The 22,403-nt window shown below is 67.3% G+C and carries 15 protein-coding genes and 5 pseudogenes; 11 read left to right on the top strand and 9 right to left on the bottom strand.

Translation table 11 applies throughout. The features are described 5' to 3' along the window. Window positions 1-257: 257 nt before the first annotated feature. From E1294_RS42065 to E1294_RS42050, 4 genes are read left to right on the top strand one after another with little or no spacing between them, the layout of a single operon-like run. Window positions 258-572: a pilus assembly protein gene (locus E1294_RS42065; RefSeq protein WP_132516698.1), complete on the top strand. Its 315-nt coding sequence runs from the start codon at window positions 258-260 to the stop codon at window positions 570-572. Further along, entirely contained in the window at window positions 569-994 is a 426-nt protein-coding gene (locus E1294_RS42060) for a TadE/TadG family type IV pilus assembly protein (RefSeq protein WP_132516696.1), read from the top strand. The genes E1294_RS42065 and E1294_RS42060 overlap by 4 nt, the downstream gene beginning before the upstream one ends. Further along, window positions 995-1,456, top strand: a complete 462-nt coding sequence (locus E1294_RS42055) for a pilus assembly protein TadG-related protein (protein ID WP_342775144.1) — start codon at window positions 995-997, stop codon at window positions 1,454-1,456. Next, on the top strand, window positions 1,453-4,332 hold the full coding sequence (locus E1294_RS42050) for an AfsR/SARP family transcriptional regulator (protein WP_132516694.1): 2,880 nt from the start codon (window positions 1,453-1,455) through the stop codon (window positions 4,330-4,332). Before E1294_RS42055 ends, E1294_RS42050 begins: the two co-directional genes overlap by 4 nt. Before the next feature lie 36 nt (window positions 4,333-4,368). Here E1294_RS42050 and E1294_RS42045 read toward each other — a convergent pair whose 3' ends face one another. After that, entirely contained in the window at window positions 4,369-5,274 is a 906-nt protein-coding gene (locus tag E1294_RS42045; RefSeq protein ID WP_132516692.1) for a hypothetical protein, read from the bottom strand. A gap of 366 nt (window positions 5,275-5,640) precedes the next feature. After that, window positions 5,641-5,898 (bottom strand): annotated as a pseudogene (locus E1294_RS56595) (BldC family transcriptional regulator). A 329-nt stretch (window positions 5,899-6,227) separates the two neighbouring features. Here E1294_RS56595 and E1294_RS42035 point away from each other — a divergent pair. From E1294_RS42035 to E1294_RS42020, 4 genes are all read left to right on the top strand, one after another. Next, window positions 6,228-7,355 carry a ParB N-terminal domain-containing protein gene (locus E1294_RS42035; RefSeq protein ID WP_132516690.1) on the top strand — a complete coding sequence of 376 codons (1,128 nt, stop codon included), beginning with the start codon at window positions 6,228-6,230 and terminating at the stop codon, window positions 7,353-7,355. Between the two features lie 227 nt (window positions 7,356-7,582). After that, a complete protein-coding gene (locus tag E1294_RS42030; RefSeq protein ID WP_220448244.1) occupies window positions 7,583-8,449 on the top strand; it encodes a DUF4417 domain-containing protein in 867 nt (288 codons plus the stop codon). Continuing rightward, window positions 8,446-8,976, top strand: a complete 531-nt coding sequence (locus E1294_RS42025; protein ID WP_132516686.1) for a hypothetical protein — start codon at window positions 8,446-8,448, stop codon at window positions 8,974-8,976. The genes E1294_RS42030 and E1294_RS42025 overlap by 4 nt, the downstream gene beginning before the upstream one ends. A 178-nt stretch (window positions 8,977-9,154) precedes the next feature. Further along, window positions 9,155-9,820, top strand: a complete 666-nt coding sequence (locus tag E1294_RS42020) for an amidoligase family protein (RefSeq protein WP_220448243.1) — start codon at window positions 9,155-9,157, stop codon at window positions 9,818-9,820. A gap of 22 nt (window positions 9,821-9,842) precedes the next feature. On the opposite strand, the pseudogene E1294_RS42015 reads toward E1294_RS42020, so the two are convergent. The 3 pseudogenes from E1294_RS42015 to E1294_RS42005 all read right to left on the bottom strand — a co-directional run. Then, window positions 9,843-10,538, bottom strand: a pseudogene (locus tag E1294_RS42015) (IS5 family transposase); the annotation flags it as partial. Between the two features lie 10 nt (window positions 10,539-10,548). Beyond that, a pseudogene (locus tag E1294_RS42010) lies at window positions 10,549-11,212 on the bottom strand (ISAzo13 family transposase); the annotation flags it as partial. A gap of 49 nt (window positions 11,213-11,261) precedes the next feature. Continuing rightward, window positions 11,262-12,096: pseudogene (locus E1294_RS42005) on the bottom strand (IS256 family transposase); the annotation flags it as partial. 244 nt (window positions 12,097-12,340) lie between these two features. On the opposite strand from E1294_RS42005, the gene E1294_RS42000 reads away from it, so the two are divergent. Continuing rightward, window positions 12,341-14,005 (top strand): S8 family peptidase, encoded by a 1,665-nt coding sequence (locus tag E1294_RS42000; RefSeq protein ID WP_132516680.1) that lies wholly within the window; start codon window positions 12,341-12,343, stop codon window positions 14,003-14,005. A 236-nt stretch (window positions 14,006-14,241) separates the two neighbouring features. On the opposite strand, the pseudogene E1294_RS58495 reads toward E1294_RS42000, so the two are convergent. The 3 genes and pseudogenes from E1294_RS58495 to E1294_RS41985 form a co-directional block, all read right to left on the bottom strand. Next, a pseudogene (locus E1294_RS58495) lies at window positions 14,242-14,661 on the bottom strand (cupin domain-containing protein); the annotation flags it as partial. Between the two features lie 9 nt (window positions 14,662-14,670). After that, window positions 14,671-15,381: a hypothetical protein gene (locus E1294_RS41990; RefSeq protein WP_132516676.1), complete on the bottom strand. Its 711-nt coding sequence runs from the start codon at window positions 15,379-15,381 to the stop codon at window positions 14,671-14,673. After that, entirely contained in the window at window positions 15,374-17,728 is a 2,355-nt protein-coding gene (locus tag E1294_RS41985; RefSeq protein ID WP_132516674.1) for an ATP-binding protein, read from the bottom strand. The genes E1294_RS41990 and E1294_RS41985 overlap by 8 nt, the downstream gene beginning before the upstream one ends. Window positions 17,729-18,145: 417 nt before the next feature. Between E1294_RS41985 and E1294_RS41980 the strand changes: the two genes are divergently transcribed. Then, window positions 18,146-18,475 (top strand): DUF4158 domain-containing protein, encoded by a 330-nt coding sequence (locus E1294_RS41980; RefSeq protein WP_132516672.1) that lies wholly within the window; start codon window positions 18,146-18,148, stop codon window positions 18,473-18,475. A 1,774-nt stretch (window positions 18,476-20,249) separates the two neighbouring features. On the opposite strand, the gene E1294_RS41970 is transcribed toward E1294_RS41980, so the two are convergent. Continuing rightward, window positions 20,250-20,882 carry a TetR/AcrR family transcriptional regulator gene (locus E1294_RS41970; protein ID WP_132516670.1) on the bottom strand — a complete coding sequence of 211 codons (633 nt, stop codon included), beginning with the start codon at window positions 20,880-20,882 and terminating at the stop codon, window positions 20,250-20,252. A 99-nt stretch (window positions 20,883-20,981) separates the two neighbouring features. On the opposite strand from E1294_RS41970, the gene E1294_RS41965 reads away from it, so the two are divergent. Then, window positions 20,982-22,247 carry an FAD-dependent oxidoreductase gene (locus tag E1294_RS41965; protein ID WP_132516668.1) on the top strand — a complete coding sequence of 422 codons (1,266 nt, stop codon included), beginning with the start codon at window positions 20,982-20,984 and terminating at the stop codon, window positions 22,245-22,247. Window positions 22,248-22,403: the final 156 nt, after the last annotated feature.

Here is a 22,403-nt window from a genome sequence, read left to right as displayed (position 1 = left end):
TGGCGGCTTTGGCGATGGGATCCCACTCGTTGTGGGCGAGTTGGAGGTATCGCACCGTGGTGCCGTTTTTGTTCTTCCGGGTCGCTGTCCTGACGAACATGTCATCAGACCGTAGCAGTGTGTGTGCACGTCGTGATGGGGTTATCGGCAAAGTCGTGTCACTAGGGCTTTCCGCCGCTTCCACCAGGCCAGACCGCGCTGACCTGCGGGTTCAGGCCCGAACATGCCCTGGATCATGAATTAGCTGCGGAACGCGGGTGCAGGTGGGACTGTGGTTCCTCGCGCGCGCCACGGCGCTGGCCGCAGCACAGGAAGGTGTGCGGATCGCTCGTAGTCAAGATGCTCCACTCCGGTCGGGGGCGAGCACCGCCGACCGCTTCGCGACTGACGTGGGTGATGGCCTGCTCGACGACGTGCGCGTCAGCGTGCGTGCCGTCGGCACCGACATCGAAGTGCAGGTGTCGGCCACGGTCCCGTCGCTGGTGCCCGGGCTTTCCCTGTCGGTACAACAGCAGGCCCGCGGCCCCCGCGAACGATTCACCACGCCACAGCACCCTGGGGAGCGGCCATGAACGTGTCACGTCGCGAACGGGGCAATGTGGTCATCGAGACCGTGCTGATCTTTCCGCCGCTGCTTTTGTTGATCCTCGCTGCGATCGTCGCAGGGCGCATCGTGATCGCGCACGCCGCGGTGGAGGCGGCCGCACGTGATGCGGCTCGCCAGGCGTCGCTCGCGCGCACGCCGCTTGCCGCTCAGCAGGCGGCCCTGACCAGCGCCGCCTCCCTGCTGCAGGCGGAAAGCCTCCATTGCGCTCCCCAAGTACATATTGACACCACTGGATTCGGCGCCCCGGTAGGCAGCCCGGCCACGGTGTCCGCCCGCGTGACCTGCACGGTGGCCCTGGGCGATGTGACGATTCCCGGGATGCCCGGAAGCAAGACCATCACCGCCAACTTCACCAGCCCTCTTGATCCATTCCGGGGGAGAAGCTAGATGAAAAGGCCGAATATGCCCGCCTTGGAACGGCTGCGATCGGGACGACGTGAGCGGGGCTCCGTCACCCTCTTCGCGGTCATCTTGGCCGTGGCAGTGCTGACTGTCTTGGGCCTGCTGGTCGACGGCGGGCAAAAACTCCGGGCTGGCCGAGAAGCTGCCGCCCTGGCCGAGGAAGCCGCCCGGGCCGGGGCTGGCAGCCTCGACCGCGCCGACGCCTACACCCGCGGCATCGCCGACCTGCGAATCAACCCCGAGCAGGCCACACGCGCCGCCCATGTCTATTTGGCCGGGCAAAAGCGCTCCGGCACAGTGAGGGTCTCTGGCGACCGCTCCATTACCGTCACTGTCACCGTCAGCCAGCCCACGCTCATGCTGTCCATGGTGGGCATCTCGTCGGTGGCAGCGACCGGAACGGCCACCGCCAATCTGATCACCGGTGTGGAAGGACCATCCCGATGACCGCCCGACCGGTCCGGCCACGCCAAGGCCTGACCACGATGATGCAAGGGCTGACCGCACTCGTCATCCTCGTATGCCTCATCGCCGGTGGCCCCGTGGCCTTGTATGTCCTGGCGGGCTCGCCCCTGCCCACCAGCCTGCCGTCGCTTCAGGAGATCGTGTCAGCTTTGTCGCGGCCCGATGACGGCACCCTGCTACTCGCTGCGCTCAAGATCATCGGGTGGATGGCGTGGGGCTCCTTCACCACTGCGGTGCTCCTGGAGGTCGCAGCTCGACTCCGTGGTCGTGCCAGCGCCACCCGCGTACCCGGCCTCGGCGCGATGCAGCGCCTGGCCGCCCACTTGATCACAGCCATTGCCGTCGCGCTGGGCTCACCAGCGGTTGCCTTCGCTGCCACGCCGCCGCCCACGATCAGCGCGACCGCACTGACCGACCCAGGCATGGCCGCGCCACCGACCATCCTCGGACTGGAGCGGGCCCAGGCTGAACACGTGGTCAAGCCGGGGGAATGCCTGTGGCGCATCGCGAAGGAGGTGCTGGGCGACGGCAACGCCTACCGGAAGATCGTGAATCTGAATCTGGGTCACACGATGACCGACGGACGTGTCTTCACCGACCCGGCTGAGATCCACCCAGGGTGGAAGCTCCGCATGCCCCCCGATCAGCAACCTCGTGCTGACCGCACCGAGCCGTCAACCTCGCAGCAGCACGAGGGTCACGATGAGGCAATTCCGCCCTTCGACCAGCCCCACCGCACGGCGACCCCCGGGTCAACGCCGAGCAGCACACCGTCGGCCATCGTTCCCACAGCCGCAACCAGCACCACCAGTCCGGTCCCCTCCTCGGTGGTCCTCTCCCCACATCCCGACGAGGGTGCCTCCACAGATTTGGCCGTCGAGGCCGTCGACGTCGGCCTGTTCGCCTCGGGCATGCTGGCCGGCGGTATCGTCACCCGACTGGCGATGTTCCGCCACGCCCAGCGACAGCACCGGCGGACTGGCCGGCGCATCAGACTTCCGGACCAGCCTCGGGTGCAGGATCGCGAGCAGCGCCTGCGCCGGTCGGCCACTCCCGACAGCGCCAACGACCTTCGCGCCGCGATGCGGGTCCTGGCAGGCACGGTCCGCCGCGACGCGCTGGCCATGCCCGACATCGTCGGTGTCCACGTGACCTCGCACAGCCTCGAGGTCTTGCTGGGTTCCCGCCCCGAGCGCGCACCCGAACCGTTTCGGAACGCCCCGGACGCGGACGGCATGGCATGGCGCTTGGACACGGACGGCCACGCCGAGGTGGTTGAGCTGGCTGGGCTGTACGGACATGGCGATCCCTTACCCGGCCTGTTCACCGCGGGCCGCACCCACACCGGCGGCTATCTTCTCGTCGACCTCGAGCGGCTCGGCCTGTCAGCCTGCTATGGCCCTGCCGACCTCGTCGATCAGGTGTTGTGCACGGCGGCCACTGAGGCCGCCGCCAATCCCTGGTCCGGCTGGTTCGACGCACTCTTGGTGGGATGCGATGACCTGGAAGCCTTCAACGATCGCGTCCACACCTGCTCCGACATTGACGAGGCGCTCGCGTTGCTCGAACTACGCGCCAGCGAACTGCAAGCCAGCCTCGAAACTCCGGCTCGGCGGACGACCGGGGACGTCCGCGAGCGACGGTTGCGCAACCCTGACGCTGATGAATGGCGGCTGACCATACTCGTCAGCCGGGTCATACCCTCCCCTGCGCAGATGCGTCGACTAGCCGGCCTGAGCGCGGGAAAGGGAGGCATCGCCGCCCTCGTCGCCGCCGACGAGGACACCGCCCGCCTGGCCCCGTCGCGCATCAAGCTCTCGGCAGGGGCGGCTCCGCAGATGACCCTGGAGGCGGTCGGGCTGACGGTGCACCCGGAAGCGATGCCCCCCGAGTTCTACGCCGACATCGCCGCCTTGTTCACGACCGCCGCCGACCTTGACGACGTTCCGGCCGACGCGCCGCCCTATCCGGCCGATCGGCGTGTCTTCCCTCTTACCGCGACCGCGAGCTCGACGGCGGCCGTCCCGGCCGAGGAGGCCGATGCAAGTCCCGTTGCCTCCCACTCTCAACCCTCAGCATCCTCAGCTGAACCAGAGTGCGCGCTCCACGTCCTTGGCCCGATTGAACTGAAAGGGAGCCTCACCCCGCTGCAGGGCAAGCAGCTGGAACTCGTCGTGGCACTCGCCCTGAACCCGTCAGGTCTGAGCAACATCCAATTGGCCACCCTGTTGGGGAGCGACCCGGACCATCCCAAGCCGCAAGACAGCCTCCGTCAGCTCATCACCCGCACTCGGCGTGCGCTGGGCCCGGCATCTGAGGACTCGGAGCGCATCGTCTACGACAGCAGAAGCAAGATCTACCGTGTTCACGCCATCACATTGGATTGGGCCCTGTTCGGCGAGCTCATCGCGCGCGGCGCGGAACACGGCCTGGACGGAAGAGATGATCTCCGCGCGGCCCTTGCGCTCGTTCGCGGCCGTCCGCTGGATGGGGCGTACTACTGGTGGGTCGACACCCCTTTGCTGGAGTGCATGCGCGCCGAAACTGTCGACGCGGCTGAGCTACTGGCCGGTCTAGAGCTGCAGGCCGATCATCCCCAATGGGCGGCACGAGCGGCGCGAACTGGCCTGTCCGCTGATCCCACCGCAGAACAGCTCTGGCGCTGGTTGATGCGTGCCGAGCACGAGATGGGAAACACGGCCGGAGTTCACGAGACGTGGCATAAATGCCTGGATGCCATCAACGACGTAAGTCCGGACGGAGAACCCCACCCCTCCACGACGCAGGTGTATCACGAGCTCACAGGACGTGCCGACGCACCGTGGCCCAGCGTGGAATTCGCCCGAGCCCGGCACTGACCGACGACTGGAGAATTGTGGTGCGGCTTCGCACCGCTACCCCTCGCGCTCGCCGACGGCGCCATGCCGCCAGTCGTCCCAGGCCACGACATCCCCCCACAGGCAGGTTCGATTCGCCCTGTCCAACGGAGGGAACGGTACGGCGGCGGACGCGTACTTCGAGCGCCACGTGCTGACTGTCGCCAGCCCGACACCGAAACGCTCAGCGATCGTTGCGTCCGTCACCTGCTCATCCGGGGCAAAGCCCTCCGGCCGACGGGCGCGCCGCTGCGCCGGTGAACGCGTGTCCTTGGCCCCCGTGTCGGTGTGCGGACCACGCCGGCCCGACCCGCGACGGTTCTCGTTCCACTTGTACACGTCACCCCAGCGATGCTTCCCATCGTCGCCCTTGAGCGGAAAGGGGTTGTCGGTGTCTCGATACAGGGCAGGAAACGATCTCACGGTGTTGTAGCTGACATTCAAGCGGGCCGCGATCGTCTTCCAACCGACGCGTTCGTCGGGGTCGCCCCGATGCAAGATGCGATCGACACCGCTCACTGCCCGCCCTGCGGACGCATGGGCTTTGTCCGCATAGAACAGCACGATGGCGGCCGCGTCGTAGACCGCTTGCGGCCGCCCACGGCCCTGCGCCCGCCGCCCCGTCTGTGGCGGAAACGCGGCGTCATTGCCCCGGTGAAAGGCGATGGTGTGCGGGCTCATCCCGCGCTCATCGGCGATCTCCTCCACGGTCATGTTGCGACGATCCAGCCACTGCTCGACCTCGCTCCAGCGGTACGTGCCCTTGTAGGGTCGCGGAAACGGCCGCGGCGTCGCCTTGTAGCGGGCCGGCCATTCGCCAACCTCGTCCCTGGGCAACTTCAATCGCTCGGCGATGGCGTTCAAGTCCATTCGGTCAGCCAGGCGAGTCTGCGGGACCGCATCGTCATGCTCGTGATCGTTCACTGTGGAGGCCTCCTATCTTCCAACGTCCACCACGAGACGAGAGACAGGACCGCCTACCCTCTTCACAGATATCGGTCAACTCTTCCACGAGAGCGCGAGAAGTAACCAGAGCCGTGGACGGCGGCCACTCTCGCCAGTCAATCGTATGTGTCCCCGCAGGTGATACCACGTGAGGGCCGTGGAGCGTGGACGCGCTCCAGCGGGGAGACGCTACCACATATAAGTAGTAAAATTCATCTGTTGGACTACGTCAACGGCCTCACGCGCATCCGGTTGTGCCGCGAAGCGATGGGGTTGCCCCGAAGACCTCCTCGGCGGCCGGATGGCGGCAGGTCCGGGAAGTTTCGGTTCGGGGTGGGCCGCGCGCTACGTTCGGGACTCTCCGAGGAGCCTTTGCGCGCGGCCGATGTCGTTGTCAGGGCGTCCGCGTGTCCGGCTGTCGTCGATCAATGTGCGGATCTCCCGCTCCCAGAACCGGCGGTGACCGCCGAGGGTGCGGGATGCTGGTCAGCCGTCCCGCCTTTGCCCAGCGAGCGACCGTTCGCGGGTCAACGCGGAACATTGATCGGCCTCCGATGGGGTGAGCAGAGGGCCGTCGTCGTACGCGATGGTCTCATGCGCCATGGATTCTCTGAGCTGATCTACAGGGGGTCATGGTTCGACGGTGCGACAAGGAAGCCCTGGAGGAGCAGCAAGGCGGATCCTCTGGGGGCGGCCTCTCACCAGCGCTCCGTGACGAACCTGCTTTTGAATATTAAAAATCATCATACACTGGCGTCGGCACAGATCGTGCATGTTCTACGCGAGCAGGTGCTGTGCGTCGGATTCCGCTCCGCGTGACTGGCCGCAGCCGCGATGGTCCGCGCCAGCGTGGTCGGTCACACCACGCGCAACACCACCACGACAGGGTACGGGGCGCCGGTGAAATCCATCTCGCCAGAAGGAGAGCAGGCATGGTCGGCGCCGATCAGCGATCCCATGTCGCACTGAGACATTGTCCCGCCAACGGCCGCACTCTCGAACTCCTGCCCCTGACAGGACCCGGCGCTGTGCTCACCGAGGTGCAGGGCAGAATGCCCGGCCCCGCCTACACTCGGGAAGGCTTGGCAGACCTGATCAATTCGATTGCCGAACTCGGGCTGCTGCACCCGGTAGGCGTGGAGCGGCTGGGCGGGTCACAAGAAGCGGTATCTCACCGACTTGTCGTCGGCGAGCGACGGCTGAGCGCGCTCCGCATGGGCGCGACCCTGTATCCGAATCACCCCAACTTCGCCAGCGTGCCAGCCCTCGTCTGCCCAGGTCCGCTGACCGAGACCGAGCGGCGACGGTGGCAGCTCGCTGAGAACTTGGCACGGGAGAAACTTCAGCCCGGCGAGCTGGCCGCGGCGCTCCTCCTTCAGCGGTGCGCCATGCTGACCGACAACCTCACCGCCGCCGGCGTCGCCGTCGAGGCCAGCATCACCCGCGATCCCGACCCCATCGGTCGCTTGAATCACCTGGAAGCGCTCCGCCATGACAGCGGCCGCCCCGACCTGGCCGTAGCCTGGCGCGACGTCCTCCAACGTCTCGGCCTGGAAATGACTCCCCGCAGAGCCTCCGCCCTCGTCGCCGCTTTCAAGGCTCTGCCACGGCAGCTCAGCACGGATCTGGACACACATCAGGTGGCGCTGGCCACCCGGGCAGTCCTGGCGCGCGGAACGGGAGGACAGGCCGCGCTCGCGATGGACCTGTGGCAAGCGGTCAAGGACAAGGGCCGCCCCGAACTGATCACCGCCGTCGCCCGAGAGCATGCCCGCCAGCCGACGTTGGCGGTCGACGAGGTGGTTGCGCTGGTCGAACGACCACACCCACCCCGCCTCCCCGCGAGCGCCGCCGGCGTTGCCCGGCAGACAGGAACCGAAAACCCCGCAGCTGCGCTTGACCATTCCCTGCTGGAGAACACCATTACGGCGATGCGCCACCTGGTCGCACAACTACGCCGCGGCGCCACTCCGGCCGACCAGTTCGCAACCGGCTCTCTACGCATGCTCGCCACGGAGATCAACCGGCTTCTGCCACGACCGGCGGAGGCGACGTCGTGAACACACGTCCGGCGCTTCCGTTGACGCCTGCGGCCGGCTGCAACTGCGCGGTCTGCCCCTTCTACAGAGGCAACCCAGACGCCTCGCAACCGGTGTGTTCAGGCTGCTCAGCCTCCTGCGAATACTGCGCCTGCAGCCGCGCAGCCGACCAGCGAGCCGCCGAACAACGCAGCGGGTGCAGCCAGTGCCCAGTCAGGTGCGGCAGCCGCACCGACATCGCCGCGTGGATGACCGATGTCGGACCACTGACCTTCGACGACCTTCACGTTCCCGGAGTCCGGCCATCTGGCCTGCCCAGCCTGATCCCCCAAGTCGACAGCACCGCCATCGGCGCGCTGGACGCGGCGCTCGGCTGGCCGGCGTACGCGCTGGGATTGCGCCGAATCCTCAGCCCCGAAACGCAAAAGATCTACGCCCGCTGGGAGGGCGCCGATGCCCGCACCATGCTGGGCCTGTCCGCCGAGCAACAGGCAATCTTGGTCGGGCACGCCGACGACGACATGGTGGAAGGCCTGTGGACCCGCCGCCGAGTCGATCATCTAGCGGAAGTCATCGCCGATCAATCGTGGGACCTCGTGATCGGCCCGGACTTCTCTATCTACGGTAACCAACCACGGTCCGAACACCTCATCGCCATGCGCCGCAGTCTCATGGTCGCCGCCGAACTGGCCGCAGCTGGAGCATCCGTCGCGCCGACCCTCCACTGGTTCCGACATGAGGACCTTCAGCGATACCTCGACTGGCTCATCGACCACTACCCGGCCGGACCGGCTGCGGTGGCCTGCAACCTACAGACCCTACGGACCGATCGAGCCTGGCACGACCTCGCTCTCCCCGGCCTCGCGCTGATCGCGGCGACCCTGCCCCCCGACCTGCCGGTAATGCTCTGCGGAACTAGCCGAGCCTCCCGCATCGCCGAACTCGTCGCCCTGTTCGGCGCCCGCACCCATGTGATCGCCCAGAGCCCGCTGCACTACGCGCGACACGGAACCGTGATGACCGCAGCTGGCCGCCATCCCGTGGACTGGCACGTTCCCGACCTCTTCGCGGCCAACGTCACCTATTACCACACACTCCTAGAAGGAACCGGATGATTATCCGCACCCCTAACCCGACTGACGACACCCCGGTGCACCCCCCGCAGCGATCCGAGGGAGGCTACTACGACATCGAGATTATCTACGACGCCGGCCGCTGGCGCCTCTACGCTGACTCACCCGCTGAAATTCTCGGCGTCCTGCTGCCCGGCTATCAGCAGGAAGACCCCCACCGGCAGGAACAACGCCGCATCCGCGCCGCTGTTGATGTGCAAGTCGCCCTGCAAGCCCAATTGAACGTCGACTCCGGGGCTCTCGCCCAGTGCACAGCTGAGCAGCGCGCCATTCTGCTGGGTGATCGTGACCAGCCACCGAGTCCCGCGACGTGGACCGCGCCAGTGCCGCTGGTCCTCGTCACCACCTTCTACGCACCTGGCGGAGCGCTGACCCGGCCGGCGGGCACCGATGACGCGATGGTCTGGCTCGACCCCAGCACCGAGTGGAGCCTCCTGGAGTCCCTGGCCGCGGCGGGGTGGATCGGGCTCGCCCGCAGAGATCCGTCGACACCGGACATCGACACCTGAGCGGCAGGACGGATCCATGGGTAGAGGAACACGATCGTCGCATGTCCACCGCGTGGTCGCTCCGACCGCACCCACATCGCCCCCGGGACCAGGGAACGATGGTGGCCGCCCGGCCCGTGGCACGAGCCCGGCTGAGGTCATCACCGTGGGCGGCCGCGGGGACGCTTCTGCCGGCCCGGTGGACCCGGTCGCCGAGTCGTACGCCGATATCCGGCCGGTTGGAGCGGAACAAGAGGTTCTCATCGACCTGGCCGAGGCGCGCCAGCGGGCTGGGCAAGCCCAGCAACATCTTCGCGAACAGTGGGCCGACGACACCGTCGAGGTGAGCTACACCGACAATCCTGCGGCCTTCCAGCATGCCTACGACGAGGCACGAAGTCGCAGGGAACGCGGCGAGCAAGTCATTCCCTACATGTACGAGGATGCCACCGACGGGTTGGGCGAGCGCGAGGGCGGCCGCGCCTTCGGTGTGGAGATCGAATTCGATCTGTCGGGCGCCGACGATAATGAAGCCCGGGAGGCCATCGCCCGAGACCTGTATGCTGCGGGACTCAGTCGGCACCGTACCCAAGGCCGCTATCACGCCAATATGTACGAGGGCTACACTGACGCCCCCAACGGCTGGCGACTGGAATCGGACTCCACCGTGGCTGGCGAGATCGTCTCCCCCATCATGTACGACGAGCCGCAGACCTGGCGAAATTTCGAGAAGGTCTGCGAAATCGTGCGTCGGCATGGGGGCATCGCCACCTACAACACTGGCGGGCACGTCCACGTGAGCCTGCACGACTACGACCACACCGTCGAAAACCACAACCGACTGCTCCGGCTCAACACTGCTTAGAGGTCGCGCGGATTGGTGAGGATCATCGGGGTCGAGGGGGACGTGTCTCCCAGCGGTGAGTGATCCATGCGCGGCGGATGAGGTTACGGACGATGATGATGGTGTCAGCCAGGTCGAAGAACGCCTCGACGACGCGGGTACACCGTTCATGGCAGCGCGCCAGCCGGGTGAAGGCGTTGTGCCAGGCGTTGGTCCGCTCGATGTGCCAGCGCTGTGTGGCCTGGACGGGGGCCTTGACGCCCTTGCGGGCGATCTCGCCGATCAGGTCGCGTTCTTCCAGCAGGTCCCGGGTCTTGCCAGAGTCATAGCCCGCGTCCAGGTGAACAGTGATGTTGTCGGGCAGCGGGCCGAGGTCGTCCAGCAGGTCCAGGGTGGGCGCCAGGAGAGGTGAGTCGTTGCGGTTGGCCGGCGCCAGCACTCGGCCAAGCGGAATACCGTAGCCCTCGACCAGCAGGGACCGCTTCATGCCGAGCTTGCGTCGATCCACGGGGGACGGTCCGGCGAGTTCCCCGCCGCCAGGCGCCTTGGTGATGCACCCATCGACGGCCACGTCCTCCAGCAGGAGGCCGACGATCCGATCGTAGGCATCCAGGGCGATCTGCTTGAGCTGAGCGAAGATGCCCAGCTTGATCCACTCGTTGCGGCGGGTGCGCAGTGTGGTGGCCGAGCAGGTCGTGTCGGCGATCGCCTCATACGAGCAGCCGAACCGCAGGACCCGGGCCGGTGAAGAAGCTGTGGTCGACGACCTGGACCGGGTCGCTCTTCGGCCGCCACTCGCGGCCGGCGTTGGGCAGCAGGCCCAGCTGTTCCCGCTTCTTGGTGTCGACGCTGATGACAGGCTCTGCAGTCGCCTGGTGGTGTTTGACCTGTTCATTGATGTAGCGGAACTGGGTGTCTCGATCCGGATGCTGCGTGCCCTCCAAGGTCTTGCGCGTGCCTTGCAGGCTGAAGCCGTTGCGGCGCAGCAACGCGCCGACCGTCGGTGCCGAGACCGCGTGCCCCTGCCGCGTCAGTTCGTCGGCCAAGTGCCGCAGCGACTTGGTCGTCCACCTCAGCGGCGACTTGGATCTCCTCGCTCATCGGGTTCTACCAGGGCTAATAGTGCAGGCACCAGGCCTGGGTCGTGCTCGGCCACCGGCTTGCGTCCACCTCCAGATCGTCGGACGCGATCATCCGGCGAGGGACGCAGTCCGCTTTCAAGTTCGAAGACGCCTTTGCGCACGGTGGTTTCGCTGACTTTCGGCTGCCCGGGCGACCGCTCGGATGCCGCCGTGTCCCAGGAACTGAGGCCTCGGTTCCGAGCATCAGCCGCTGCTGTCGTTCGTTCAGGTGTGGGAGTAACGCCTCGAATTTCCGCGCGAGCTGCTCGCGGACCTCGGTGGAGATCGCCATACCACCTCAACGACCTCAAGATCAGAAAGCAACGCCCTATTTCCTCACAGCTTCGATGAACCAGACACCGTTGGCGTAGCGAAGCGGGGAAGACCTGCTCGGCAGCGCTGATCAGACCGGGCGCGCCGTCGGAGATGATCAGCAGCGGCGGCTTCAGGCCGCGGCCGACCAGGTCGGACAGGAAGTCGTGCCAGGCGTCGGTGGACTCGGCTGCGGTGGCGGCCAGGCCGACGAAGACGGGCTTGCCGGGCGGTGGTGATGCCCCAGGCGGCCAGGATCGGCTCGGCCCGGCTCCCGTCGTGCATTTTGAAGTGCGAGGCGTCCAGGGACAGGTAGTCCAGCTCCACCGTGCTCAGGTCGCGGCGGCACCAGGCGTCGTACTCGGCCACGATGGCTTGGCAGATGGTCGAGACCGTCGATTTGGACAGGGCCGCCTCGGGGCCGAGCGCGTCGTCGAGGGCGCCCTCGACGTCGCGCACGCTCATGCCGCGCACGAAGGAGGCGATCACGAATGTCTCCAGGGCGTGGGTGCGGGTGACGCCGGTGCCGAACAGGCGGGAGGCGAACTTCTCGGTGGTCCCGAGCAGCTTGGGCCGGGCGGTGGTGATCGGGCCGCTGGTGGTCTTGACGGTGGTCGGGCAGTGGCCGTTGCGGTAGCCCGGCCGCACCGCTCTGTCTTCCTCGTTGCTTTCCTCGGCGGCGACGGTGGCGGCGCGCTGATAGCGGGCGCGGCCGTCGACCTCGGCTTCGACGGCGGTCTGGATGATCAGACGGGCGCCGAGCCGGGCGACGTCCTCGATGACCTCGACCAAATCACGATCGGAGGCGAACAGGGCGTCGATCTCGGTACGGATGGCCTGGGTAGGCGATACTCGACGGGTCACGAGCGTGGGGCCTTTCTTCGTGCGAACTTGGCGGTTCAACACGGAACCCACGCTCGTGAGCTATTTACACCGCATCTCGGACGCGACACGCGAACTACGGAGCTTGGGTCTCGTTGAATGTGATGTGAAGACGCGCCGTTGATACAACGGGGGCCACCAACGTCCCACGCGGTGCTCCTGACCGCCGCTCATCAAAGGAGTGTCCTTGTTACCTCAAGCCAGATTCCGAGCGTATGCCGCGTCCGTGGCCCTGCTCGCCTTGGCTGTCATTGCGGGCCCAACCGCCGGTGGAGCCGAAGCCGCCGTGCCGCCCAGCAATTATTTGGTCGTCTCGGCCTTGGGCGTTTCGTCGGATGAGATCCAGGCGGTCATCGCGGCCAAGGGCGGAACGATTCTCCGGCACAACGAGGCCACCGGTATCCTCACGGTCCGTTCGTCGACGGCGGGGTTCGACGGGCAACTTCGCAGGAACCCAGCGGTGGCGGCGGCCGGCTTGAGCCGGTCGATCGGACGGGCGGGCCGTCCGGCACGTGATATCAGGGAAGCACAGCCCGTTCCCGGTTACCGCGGATCCACTGTATACAGTCCGGCCGCACCGCTCGATATCGATCCTGTACCCGAACCCAGGCCGGAGCCCTTGGAAAGTCTCCAGTGGGATCTGGACGCAGTCGATGGGATGTCTCACGAATCGCAAGCCATCCATCAGGGCAGTTGGGGCGTAATCGTGGGCGTGATGGATAGTGGTGTCGACGCTGACCATCCCGACCTCGCCTCCAATCTGATCCCGTCCCGCTCCCGCAACCTGCTTCTGCCGGGCATGGCAGGCCACGGTGCCGCGCCCACTACGGACAGCACCGGTCATGGCACGCAGGTCGCCGGCCATATCGCCGCCGCGGTCAATGGCCTTGGTATCTCCGGAGTCGCACCGAAAACCAGGCTCGCCAGCCTGCGGGTCGTCACCGATGACGGCTACATCTTCGTGCAGCCGGTGGTAGACGCCCTTACTCACGCGGTGGATCAGGGCATCGACATCGTCAACATGAGCTTCGGCCTCGATCCCTGGCTCTTCGCATGCCCGGACAACCCCGCCGACTCGCCCACGCAACAGGCCGAACAGCGGGCGATCGTCGTCGCGATGCAGCGAGCTCTCGACTACGCCCACGACCGCGGCGTGCTGGCCGTCGCGAGCGAAGGCAACGGCAACAACATCACCAGGCGGGGCATCGACCTCAACAACCCGACTGTCGACAACCACAGTCCCACGTTTCCTAGCGACAGCGCCCACGCCCGCGCTATTGACAACAGCTGCCTCCTGTTGCCAGCCGAGGCCGGGCACGTAGTCACGGTGGCGGCGACCGGGCCGAGCGGACGTAAGGCGCACTACTCCAACTACGGCACCGAACAGACCGACGTGGCAGCACCCGGCGGTGACATCCACGACAACCCCAGCAATACCAGGGACGACACGAAGGGGTCGTTCAGTACCGCGTCGGAGACCGTACTGCAGAGGCAGGGCCTCATCGACTCGAACGGCAACCCGAGCAGCCCAGCGGTGATCCGCAACTGTGCGGTCGGTGGTAATTCATGCGCCTACTACCGGTACGCTCAGGGAACGTCGTTCTCGTCCCCGATGGCCAGCGGCGTCGCGGCCATCCTCGCCGCGCGGTTCGGATTTGCCGACCCCTTGCGGCGTGGCGAATACAACATCGACCCCACGACCATCGAACGGCGACTGTATGCCTCGGCGACCCCACGGCCATGCCCAGCCGGAGGCTCGTACACCTACACCCTGAACCTGCCCAACGGCACAACCGAAGTGTTGACACATCGGTGCGAAGGCTCGCTCACCCGCAACGGTTTCTACGGTCGCGGAGTGGTCAATGCCCGAAACGCCGCCACCCAGAACTGATCCACTTCCCACCTTGGCAGCGCAGCGAACCACTTCGCCAAGTCGGCGATAGCCGGCGAGGTGTCAAGCAGCTGCTGAGGGCACCCCGCGCCGACGTCCTCAGCAGCGGTACAAGAGCGATTTCTTCCTTGGCTTGGCCAGCCCGCGGGCCGGTCAAGGATGAAATGCTCACCGGAACCAGCCGGGCAGGCAGCAGACCAGCTGGCCATCGAGACCCGGAACCCCGCCCATGACTGCGCTTCGAACAGCCGCCTGCTGACCTCGCCCTCCAGGTTGTAGGTGCCGGTGAGCAGCATGGTGCCGCCGTCGGCGCTGTTACCCCACGTACGCAGGCCCTGGTCGAGCGTCTGGTAGAGGATCTCGCCGTCGAGCGTGGTGCAGTGCTGGCCGGGGTGGATGACGACCTGCGGCTTGGTGCCGGGGTGGTCGGCCACCGTGTACGGCTCCGGCCCCCGCGCGATGGCCACCTGGCCGGGCTCCAGCCGTACGGGCTCGCCGTCGTCGAACCTGATCCACGACTCGCCCCGTACCTGCGCGATCACCGACAGCGGGGCCTCGTCCTGGATGCGCAGCGACCAGGGCGGATCCAGGAGCGAGCGGAGCAGGAAGGCGCCGTGGGCTCTCGGGCCGTCGAGTAGCGCCGCGAGCTGGTCCATAGGCTAGTGTCATGCGCCTGAAATTCGTCGGCTTTCGGCGTACGGAAGAAGTGCCCGGTAAGCCCGCTCAACGCGCGCGGTGTCGCCGAGAGCGACCCCGAGCAGGCCCCGAACGGCCGTGAGAAGGTGCCAGAAGTAATCAGGCCTGATGGGTAGCGGATGCTGACCCGCCCATTGCCGGGCCTCGATCACCCGTCCGGCGTGACACAGCGCCAACGCGTACAGCTCTGCCGATTGATCGCGCCACGACTCATGGGCGGCAAGAGCGGCCAGCTCGGGCAGCATCGGCGTGAGGTCCCCGCGCATCAGATGCAGGCCGTACTTGGCGAGGGCGAGCAGGCCGACCTCGTGCTGCCACATGCCCAGCCGGCCGGCCAGCTCGGCTCCCGCCCGCAGGTGGGCGTCAGCTCCGCGGTCGTCCCCGGCCATGCCTGCGCGCAGCCCGCGATAGAAGCTCACCGCAGCCTTGGAGATCGGCATGTCATAGCTCTCCGCCAGCCGCAGGGCCTCCGAGGCGTGCGCGTCGGCCTCTGTGAAGTCGGCACGGCTGGTGGCCGACAGCATGAGGATGAGGTGGCCCAGCGCCTCGACAGTGACTCTGGGGCCGGACAGTTCGAGGAGCTCACGGCCGATCTGCTCGCGTTCGGCCAGCCCACCGTGGCGGAAGGTCTGGTGGAAGGCGCCGTTGAGCGCGAGGATGAGCAGATCAGGGTCACCCATCCGTCGTGCCATGGCGACGGCCGCCCGCGAGGCGTCGTACCCTCGCTCGGTCGCCTCGCCCTCCAGTTCGAAGGCAAGTGCGGTGAGCAGGCGGCAACGGGCGAGACCATCCGCCGGTGGCAGGGCATCCAGAGCATGCTCGACCGCCTCCACGAGTTCGGTGTCCAGCCTGCCGTACTCCCTGCTGCTCCAGAAGGTGGGCACCTCGAAACGAAGCGATCACCCGCGCCAGCAGCTGAGGATCGCCGTATGGCAAGGCGGCCCTGATGGCCTCCTCCCGATGAGCACGGGCCTGCACGAGCCGGCCCGTGTTGGCCTGTGCGGACACCATGGACAGTGTCAGATCGAGCCGGTCACGGGGATCGCCCTGGAAGTGATCGATCGCCTGTTGCCACAGCGCAGCGGCCTCGTGATGAGCGAAGCGGTGCTCGGCCTGACGTGCGGCCAGCCCAGAGTAGTGTGCCGCTTCCGGCGCCCGTCCGGCGGCGGTGAAGTGGTATGCCAGGGCCGCGACGTCGTCCGGATGGTGTCGTTCGATGGCGCGAGCTACACGCTCATGCAGGCGCAGCCGGCGATTGCGTGAGATGTCGTCGTACAACATGTCGCGGACCAGCATGTGGGAGAAGGCCAGCCGCGCGTCGGCCCGTTCGGTCAGCAGTCCTGTGACCAGTCCGGCTTCCACCGCCTCCAGCAGGCTGTCCTCCGTGCTATCGCTCACGGCAGTCAGCGTGTCGAGGTCGCACTCACGGCCGATGACCGCGATCGTGCGCAGCACAGTCTGCGCGGGCGCGGGGAGACGAGCGACTCGGCGGCGCAGTACGTCACGAACCCCGGCTGGTACGGCGAGCGTCCCCTCCGCATTCAGCAGTTTGGCCATCTCTCTGACGAAGAACGGGTTACCGCCGGTGCGCTCGGCGATCTGGCCCACGATGTCGTCGTCGGCTGGGCAGATGAGCCGTACCAGGTCACCCACCTCAGCCCGAGGCAGCCCGGCCAGCTCGATCCGGACCGGCTCATGCGCGGCCAGCGTGGCCAGTGCGTCGGCGAGGTCCTCGGTGATCGCGGTGTGCCGATACGAGCCGATGACGATCACCGGCAGCCCCTTGGTGGACGAGACCACATGGGTCAGCAGAGCCAGAGTTTCCGCGTCGGCGCGGTGCAGGTCGTCCAGCACCAGCAGCACGGGCGCGCGGGAGGCGAGGAACGCGCCGACCGCCTGGTGCAGGCGGAACCTCGCCGCCGCCACATCACCCACTGCGGGCATGTCTGCGAGCAGCGGTGCAAGGGCCTGCAGATCCTCAGGCGGGGTACGGGCCGCCAACGGGCGCAACAGCTCGGCCCACGCCCAGGCTGGGGGAGCGCCCTCGTATTCTGGGCAGCGTCCCCAGCCAGTCGTCCAGCCCTTGGCGACACGCACCTGCTCCAGAAAGGCGGTCTTACCGGCACCGGGCTCACCACCGACCAAGACGACGCCGCTCTCGACTGCCGCGACCGCGGCGAGCTCGGCTCGCCTCCCCACATAGGGCTGAGAAAGCACGACCGGGCGCTCAGGCAAGGCCTGCAGCGACGCGTTCTCCGTCAGGTGCGCGGCCTGTGCCAAGACATCGGCCTCCAGCTGCCGCAATTCCGGCCCTGGGTCAATCCCCAGGTCCTCGGCCAGGCGAGCGCGTGCCCTGCGCAGAGCGCCGAGCGCCTCACCTTGCCTGCCGCACCGGTACAGCGCTCTGGCCAGCAACGCCCAGGCTCTTTCGCGCAACGGATGCTCAGCGACCAGCCGTTCCAGATCTGGTACGGCGGACGCCGCCCCGCCCAGCCTGATCACTGCGTCCGCGTGCCGTTCGAGGGCTGACAGCCGCAACTCTTCCAGTCTGGCGATCTCGGCGTCAGCCCAGTGCGACCCCACGAACTCCGCATATGCCGGCCCTCGCCACAGTTCCAAGGCCTTGGCCAGCTTCTCGGGAGTGCCCGCCGGATCGCGGACCGCGCGTTCGAAGTCCCAGGCATCGACAGCCGCGGGATCCACTCTGATCGCGTATCCGGGCGGGACGGTCACCAGCACATTCGCAGGGGTACGTGGCGGGCGGTCCGGCTCCAGGACGCGGCGCAAATGGGAAATGTAGGCCTGCACCGCTGCCAGCGCCTTGGGCGGCACCTCCTCGGAGTACACATCCTCGATCAGCCGGTCGACGGAGACCACCTGACCTCCGGCCGCCAGCAACCGGGCGATCACGGACCGTTGTCGTGGCCGCCCGAGTGCCACTGGCTCGCCATCGAAAGAGGCGGCAAGCGGACCTAGCACCCGAAAGGTGAGAACGACGCCACCTCCTCGAACCGTAGCTGCTGCCATCAAGATATCCAGCCCCGCCTCGACGATGCGATCCTGAAAGCCGATGCTGCGCAGGCGCTGTGTCCATCGAGAAGGTTTTTGGTGACGAGGGGCGAAGGCACTGATTGCTCAGGTGTGGAGTGCGATGGTGACATCCGGGGCTTGCCGGTGAAGGTGCGGTGGATCGCCTCGAAGGCGCTCGGTCTCGCGCGAATCGCGGACGATGCCAGCTGTTGCTCGCTGGTCAGTGGCAACGTTAGCGACTCAAGCGACCGACAGCGGGAGTTGTGACGCCGATCTGACACCGATCCGACTAACCCCGTAGCAAACGGCGGAAATCCAACGGATTAAGGTCTGACCTGCGGGTTCTCGCGTTCCACGGTTCTTGTTGATCATCTCTGCTACGGTTCGTCACGAACTGGATGATCTGTGACTCGGATGTCGACGAGGTTTCGGTCGCATGAGCAGTTGGAGCGTCTTCGGTCGTTCCCGGACATCGGGCGCGAGGAACTGATCAAGTACTTCACGCTGACGTCGCGCGAGCACGCATTCTTGGATGCGCCGGGTCGGGGACCGGAAGCGCGCTTGGGGCTTGCCGTACAACTGTGCACGCTGCCGTGGCTCGGATACATCCCCGACAACCTCCAGGAGGTCCCGCGGGCTGCGTTGGTGCGGTTAGCAGGGCAGATGGCGGTGTTCCCAGGGGATGTTTGGAACAGTACGCGCGAGCCACGAAGAACCGCCCGCAAACCCGCAGTGATCACCTGAAGCTGGTGATGAAGTACCTGACGTGGAAGAACCCCTCACCGGGCAGCATTCAGTGGAAAGACCTGGAGCAGTTCCTCTGGAGCAGTTCCTACTGGACCGGGCGATGGAACACGCCGCCCACACTCCGGACATTCGACGCGGGGCAGGATGACTCGAACTCCAGCCGCGGCCACCACCGCACTACGCCGAAACGACACACCCTCCTCAGCGTGCAAGGTGGCCAGGAGTAACGAGGACAGCGTGCGGACGGTGGTCGGCACCCTCAGCAGGTGCCGGGGATGCCAAGCCAACTCGTGGATGTTCGACTCCCGGATGCCGACCACTGTCCGGGCCCGGACCTGGGGCCCGCGAAGTCGTGCTCTGAGCGACTTACCGCGGCGGACAGCTGCAGTTGGTGCAGAGGGCCCGATACGGGTCGCAGCGCGCCGGCCCGCCGGCAGCGGGGCGGCAGCACCAACGCTGCCAGCAAACGTTGCCTTGACCGTCCGCGTCGTTCCAGTACTGGTACCAGCAGTCCGCCGCCTGCGCCAAGCGCCTTGGAACCAACAAAGCCAGGAACTGGTCGCCGGTCCGCATGACGGCCTCCGTCAACCGGCGACCAGCGACGGCGATGTTGCCTAGATCCATGCCTGTCTCCCTTCACATGTCGCATGTCCTGGATGAGCATATGAGGGGTGAGCTTCAGCTCGGCTTCACAACTCGGGGCGCGCAGGCGCTAGCGATCTTTGGTTGCTAATTAGTGCTGTGACCAGGAACGATCACCGGGTCGGGTGGCGGGTTTCAGGCTGCGGGCTCGAGAGGACGTCCGCCCCAGCGGACGCGGGTGCGCTCACGGCGTTGAGCGGCCAGCACGTCCGGGTGGTGAGGCGGTCGCGTGCGGGCTCCTCCAGCGCCGCTGCGAGCCGGACAGCCGTCTCATCGTCAAGACAGCGCTCGTGCGCGGGGCAGCTGAGTGGGAGCGGGATGGTGACGGTCAACAGAGAGGTTGGCCAGATTCACCTCGTTCGCGCGTGGCCGGACTTCGGACATCAACCGGCAAGCGGCGTAGGCGCGGGCGGTCGGGGTGAACTCCCGGCAGCTCGTCAGCTCCAGCCGCCGCCCGCCGGCGCGTAAGTCTCCAACGCCTCCAGGACAGGACGAGCGGTCGGACCTGCTGCGCGGGCTGGCCGCTGGCGCGGTGGGGTTCCTGACCAAGCCGTTCAGCGTGGACGAGGTGGATGATGCGGTGGATGGTGGAGCGTCCGACGCTGTACTTCGGTGGCCAGGTCGGCGAGGGACACCCCGCCCTCGGCGTATCGCTGGCGGATGGATGGCCCGCGCACCCGCGCGGGCCATCGTTTTCGTTCCCACGGACGTGGCTCACGCTGAAGGCTGGAAGCGGCGGAAGAAGAAGCGTTTGTCGGTGCCGGGCAGGAAGGTGGAATGAACGCCAAAGATCATCCACATGTCCATCGGCGCCCCGACTTCCATCACGTCAGAGCTTTGGCCGCCGTGGCCCAGCAGGTCAAGTCCGGGGATGGGTGCGAGGCGGGAAGAGGCCTGTCGTTAACGAAGCTGTCACCAGGTACACGCAAGGGGCGTTGGCGCTGGTCAGCGGGCACTTCTCGGCATGGGCGAGATGCTGGGCCGCGAGTTGCGCGGATATTCCCCTGGCGGGGTCGGCTCAGTACTACGGGAAGTCGGCCGACCACGGCCTGCCGTTGCGGCCTTTGTGGCCGGTGCTCCGTGGTGATCGTCACCGTGGGCCGTCCATCGCGCCTGGCACGAGCCGGGATCAATCCTGGCTGCCGTCCTCCGATCGGCCGGGCTCGGTGAGCAGGGGCATGAGGACGGCGTCCACGATCCGGGACAGCTCCGCGGCCGCCGGTGGCGTGCCGGTGAGCAGGAACGTCTGCATGACCAGGGCGGGGCCGGTCCGGGCGATCAGCGGGAGCTCCGCGTCGGCCCGGAGCTCGCCGCGCGCGGCGGCCCGGTGCAGGATGGCCTCGACGAGGCGCAGCCGCGGTTCGATGATCCTGGAGCCGAATGCCTGTCTGAGCTCCGGCTCGCGGAGCATTTCCAGCATGACGCCGAGGCCGGGGGCGGCCATCTCGCCGGCGAGGGCGTCGGACATGATCGTGAGCGCGGCGATCAGGTTGTCCCGGGCGGAGTCGGACGCGGCGATCTCGCGGGCTTCGGGCAGCGCGTGGAGCAGGGCGTCGAGGACGAGGTCCTTCTTGGACGGCCAGCGGCGGTAGAGGGCGGCCTTGCCGGTCTGCGCGCGTCGCGCCACGCCCTCCATCGTCAGGCCGTTGTAGCCGAGGGTGGCGAGCTCGCGCAGGGTCGCCTGGTAGATCGCCTGTTCCAGCACGGCGCCGCGGCGGCGGCTCTGCGCCGCTGTCTGGTCTCGGGTTCCGCTGTCGGCCATGCCGATAATAGTAGACGCTTGCGTCTCCAACTCTGCGATGGCTACTCTGCCCTCAACATAAGGAACGCTGACGTCTACTAAGGCGAAGGGTGATGCGGAGTGACCGGATCGACGACGACGGCGACCGTCTGCGTGGCCGGATGCGGCCCGGCCGGCGCCGTCCTGGGGCTGCTGCTGGCCCGGGCCGGGGTCGAGGTGGTGGTGCTGGAGAAGCACGCCGACTTCCTGCGTGACTTCCGCGGCGACACCGTCCACCCGTCCACACTCGACGTGCTGGACGAGCTGGGGCTGATCGACCGGTTCCTGGCGTTGCCGCATCACAAGGTGTCGACGGTCGGGTTCGTCCGCGACGGCCGCCGGCTGGATGTGGCGGACTTCTCCACGCTTGGCCTGCGATATCCCTACATCGCGTTCGTTCCGCAGTGGGACCTGCTCCACCTGCTGACCTCCGAGGCCGCCCGCTACCCTCACTTCCGCCTGCTCCTGCAGGCCGAGGCCCACGACGTCGTGCGACAAGACGGGCGCGTCACCGGTGTGCGCTTCCGCGACCCGGACGGCGAGCACGAGGTGCGGGCCCACCTGACGGTGGCCGCCGACGGTCGGCACTCCGCGGTGCGCCGGGCGTCCGGCCTGCGTCCGCGCGAGTTCGGCGCGCCGATGGACGTGCTGCAGTTCCGGATCTCCCGCCGCGACACCGATCCGGACGAGGGCTACCACCTGCGCATGGCAGCGGGGAAGTCCGTCGCGGTGATCAACCGGGGCGCGTACTGGAACATCGCCTACATGATCCGCAAGGGCGGCCACGACGACCTGCGCAGAGCGGGGATCCAGACGCTGCGCGACGATGTCGCGAGCCTCGTCGGCTTCCTCGCCGACCGGGTTGGCGAGGTGACCGGCTTCGACGACACCCGCTTCCTGGAGGTCCGGCTCGACCGGCTGCGCCGCTGGCACGTGCCGGGGCTGCTGCTGATCGGCGACGCCGCCCACGCCATGTCGCCGATCGCGGGGGTGGGCATCAACCTCGCGGTGCAGGACGCCGTCGCCGCCGCCAACCTCCTGACCGGGCACCTGCGACGGGCACAGGCGAAGGGTAAGCCGGTCCCCGACCGGGCGACCGCCGCCGTGCAGCGGCGCAGATGGGCGCCCACCGTGGCGACCCAGGCGCTGCAGCGCAGCGCCCAGCGGTTCGGCATCGATCGCGCGCTCCGCGGACAGGCTAAGCCGCCCGACTTCAGCGCGATCGCCCGGCTACCGTTCGTGCGGGCGCTGATGAGCCGCCTGCTCGGCGTGGGCGTCCGGCCCGAGCACGTACGCGTCCCGCCCATGCCGCCGCGCGGTCAGAGCGTTGAAGGACAGGGCCGATGAGGCCCGCGCCCCGCGTCTGGACCGCGCCTGCAGCCTCTCCACCGCCGTCAGCCGACCTCGAGCAACCCGCGTGTGCAGCGCACCCGCAACCGCGTGCTGGCCATCGCGCGAGAACTGCTACCTGAGGTCGGAGCGGGAGGGCTGACCTACGCCCTT

It is taken from the genome of Nonomuraea diastatica (assembly GCF_004349015.1).
Lineage (GTDB): Bacteria > Actinomycetota > Actinomycetes > Streptosporangiales > Streptosporangiaceae > Nonomuraea > Nonomuraea diastatica.
The sequence above is the reverse complement of the archived record's forward strand: the minus strand, read 5'-3'. Positions and strand labels throughout refer to the sequence as shown.

What these genes read in the sequence shown, in the direction of transcription:
- E1294_RS41990 (WP_132516676.1), bottom strand. Translation starts at nt 15,381, where the DNA reads ATGGGTGACCCTGATCTGCTCATCCTCGCGCTCAACGGCGCCTTCCAC.
- E1294_RS42030 (WP_220448244.1), top strand. Translation starts at nt 7,583, where the DNA reads ATGACCGATGTCGGACCACTGACCTTCGACGACCTTCACGTTCCCGGA.
- E1294_RS41970 (WP_132516670.1), bottom strand. Translation starts at nt 20,882, where the DNA reads ATGGCCGACAGCGGAACCCGAGACCAGACAGCGGCGCAGAGCCGCCGC.
- E1294_RS42035 (WP_132516690.1), top strand. Translation starts at nt 6,228, where the DNA reads ATGGTCGGCGCCGATCAGCGATCCCATGTCGCACTGAGACATTGTCCC.
- E1294_RS41980 (WP_132516672.1), top strand. Translation starts at nt 18,146, where the DNA reads ATGTCGACGAGGTTTCGGTCGCATGAGCAGTTGGAGCGTCTTCGGTCG.
- E1294_RS42060 (WP_132516696.1), top strand. Translation starts at nt 569, where the DNA reads ATGAACGTGTCACGTCGCGAACGGGGCAATGTGGTCATCGAGACCGTG.
- E1294_RS41985 (WP_132516674.1), bottom strand. Translation starts at nt 17,728, where the DNA reads ATGGCAGCAGCTACGGTTCGAGGAGGTGGCGTCGTTCTCACCTTTCGG.
- E1294_RS42025 (WP_132516686.1), top strand. Translation starts at nt 8,446, where the DNA reads ATGATTATCCGCACCCCTAACCCGACTGACGACACCCCGGTGCACCCC.
- E1294_RS42050 (WP_132516694.1), top strand. Translation starts at nt 1,453, where the DNA reads ATGACCGCCCGACCGGTCCGGCCACGCCAAGGCCTGACCACGATGATG.
- E1294_RS42055 (WP_342775144.1), top strand. Translation starts at nt 995, where the DNA reads ATGAAAAGGCCGAATATGCCCGCCTTGGAACGGCTGCGATCGGGACGA.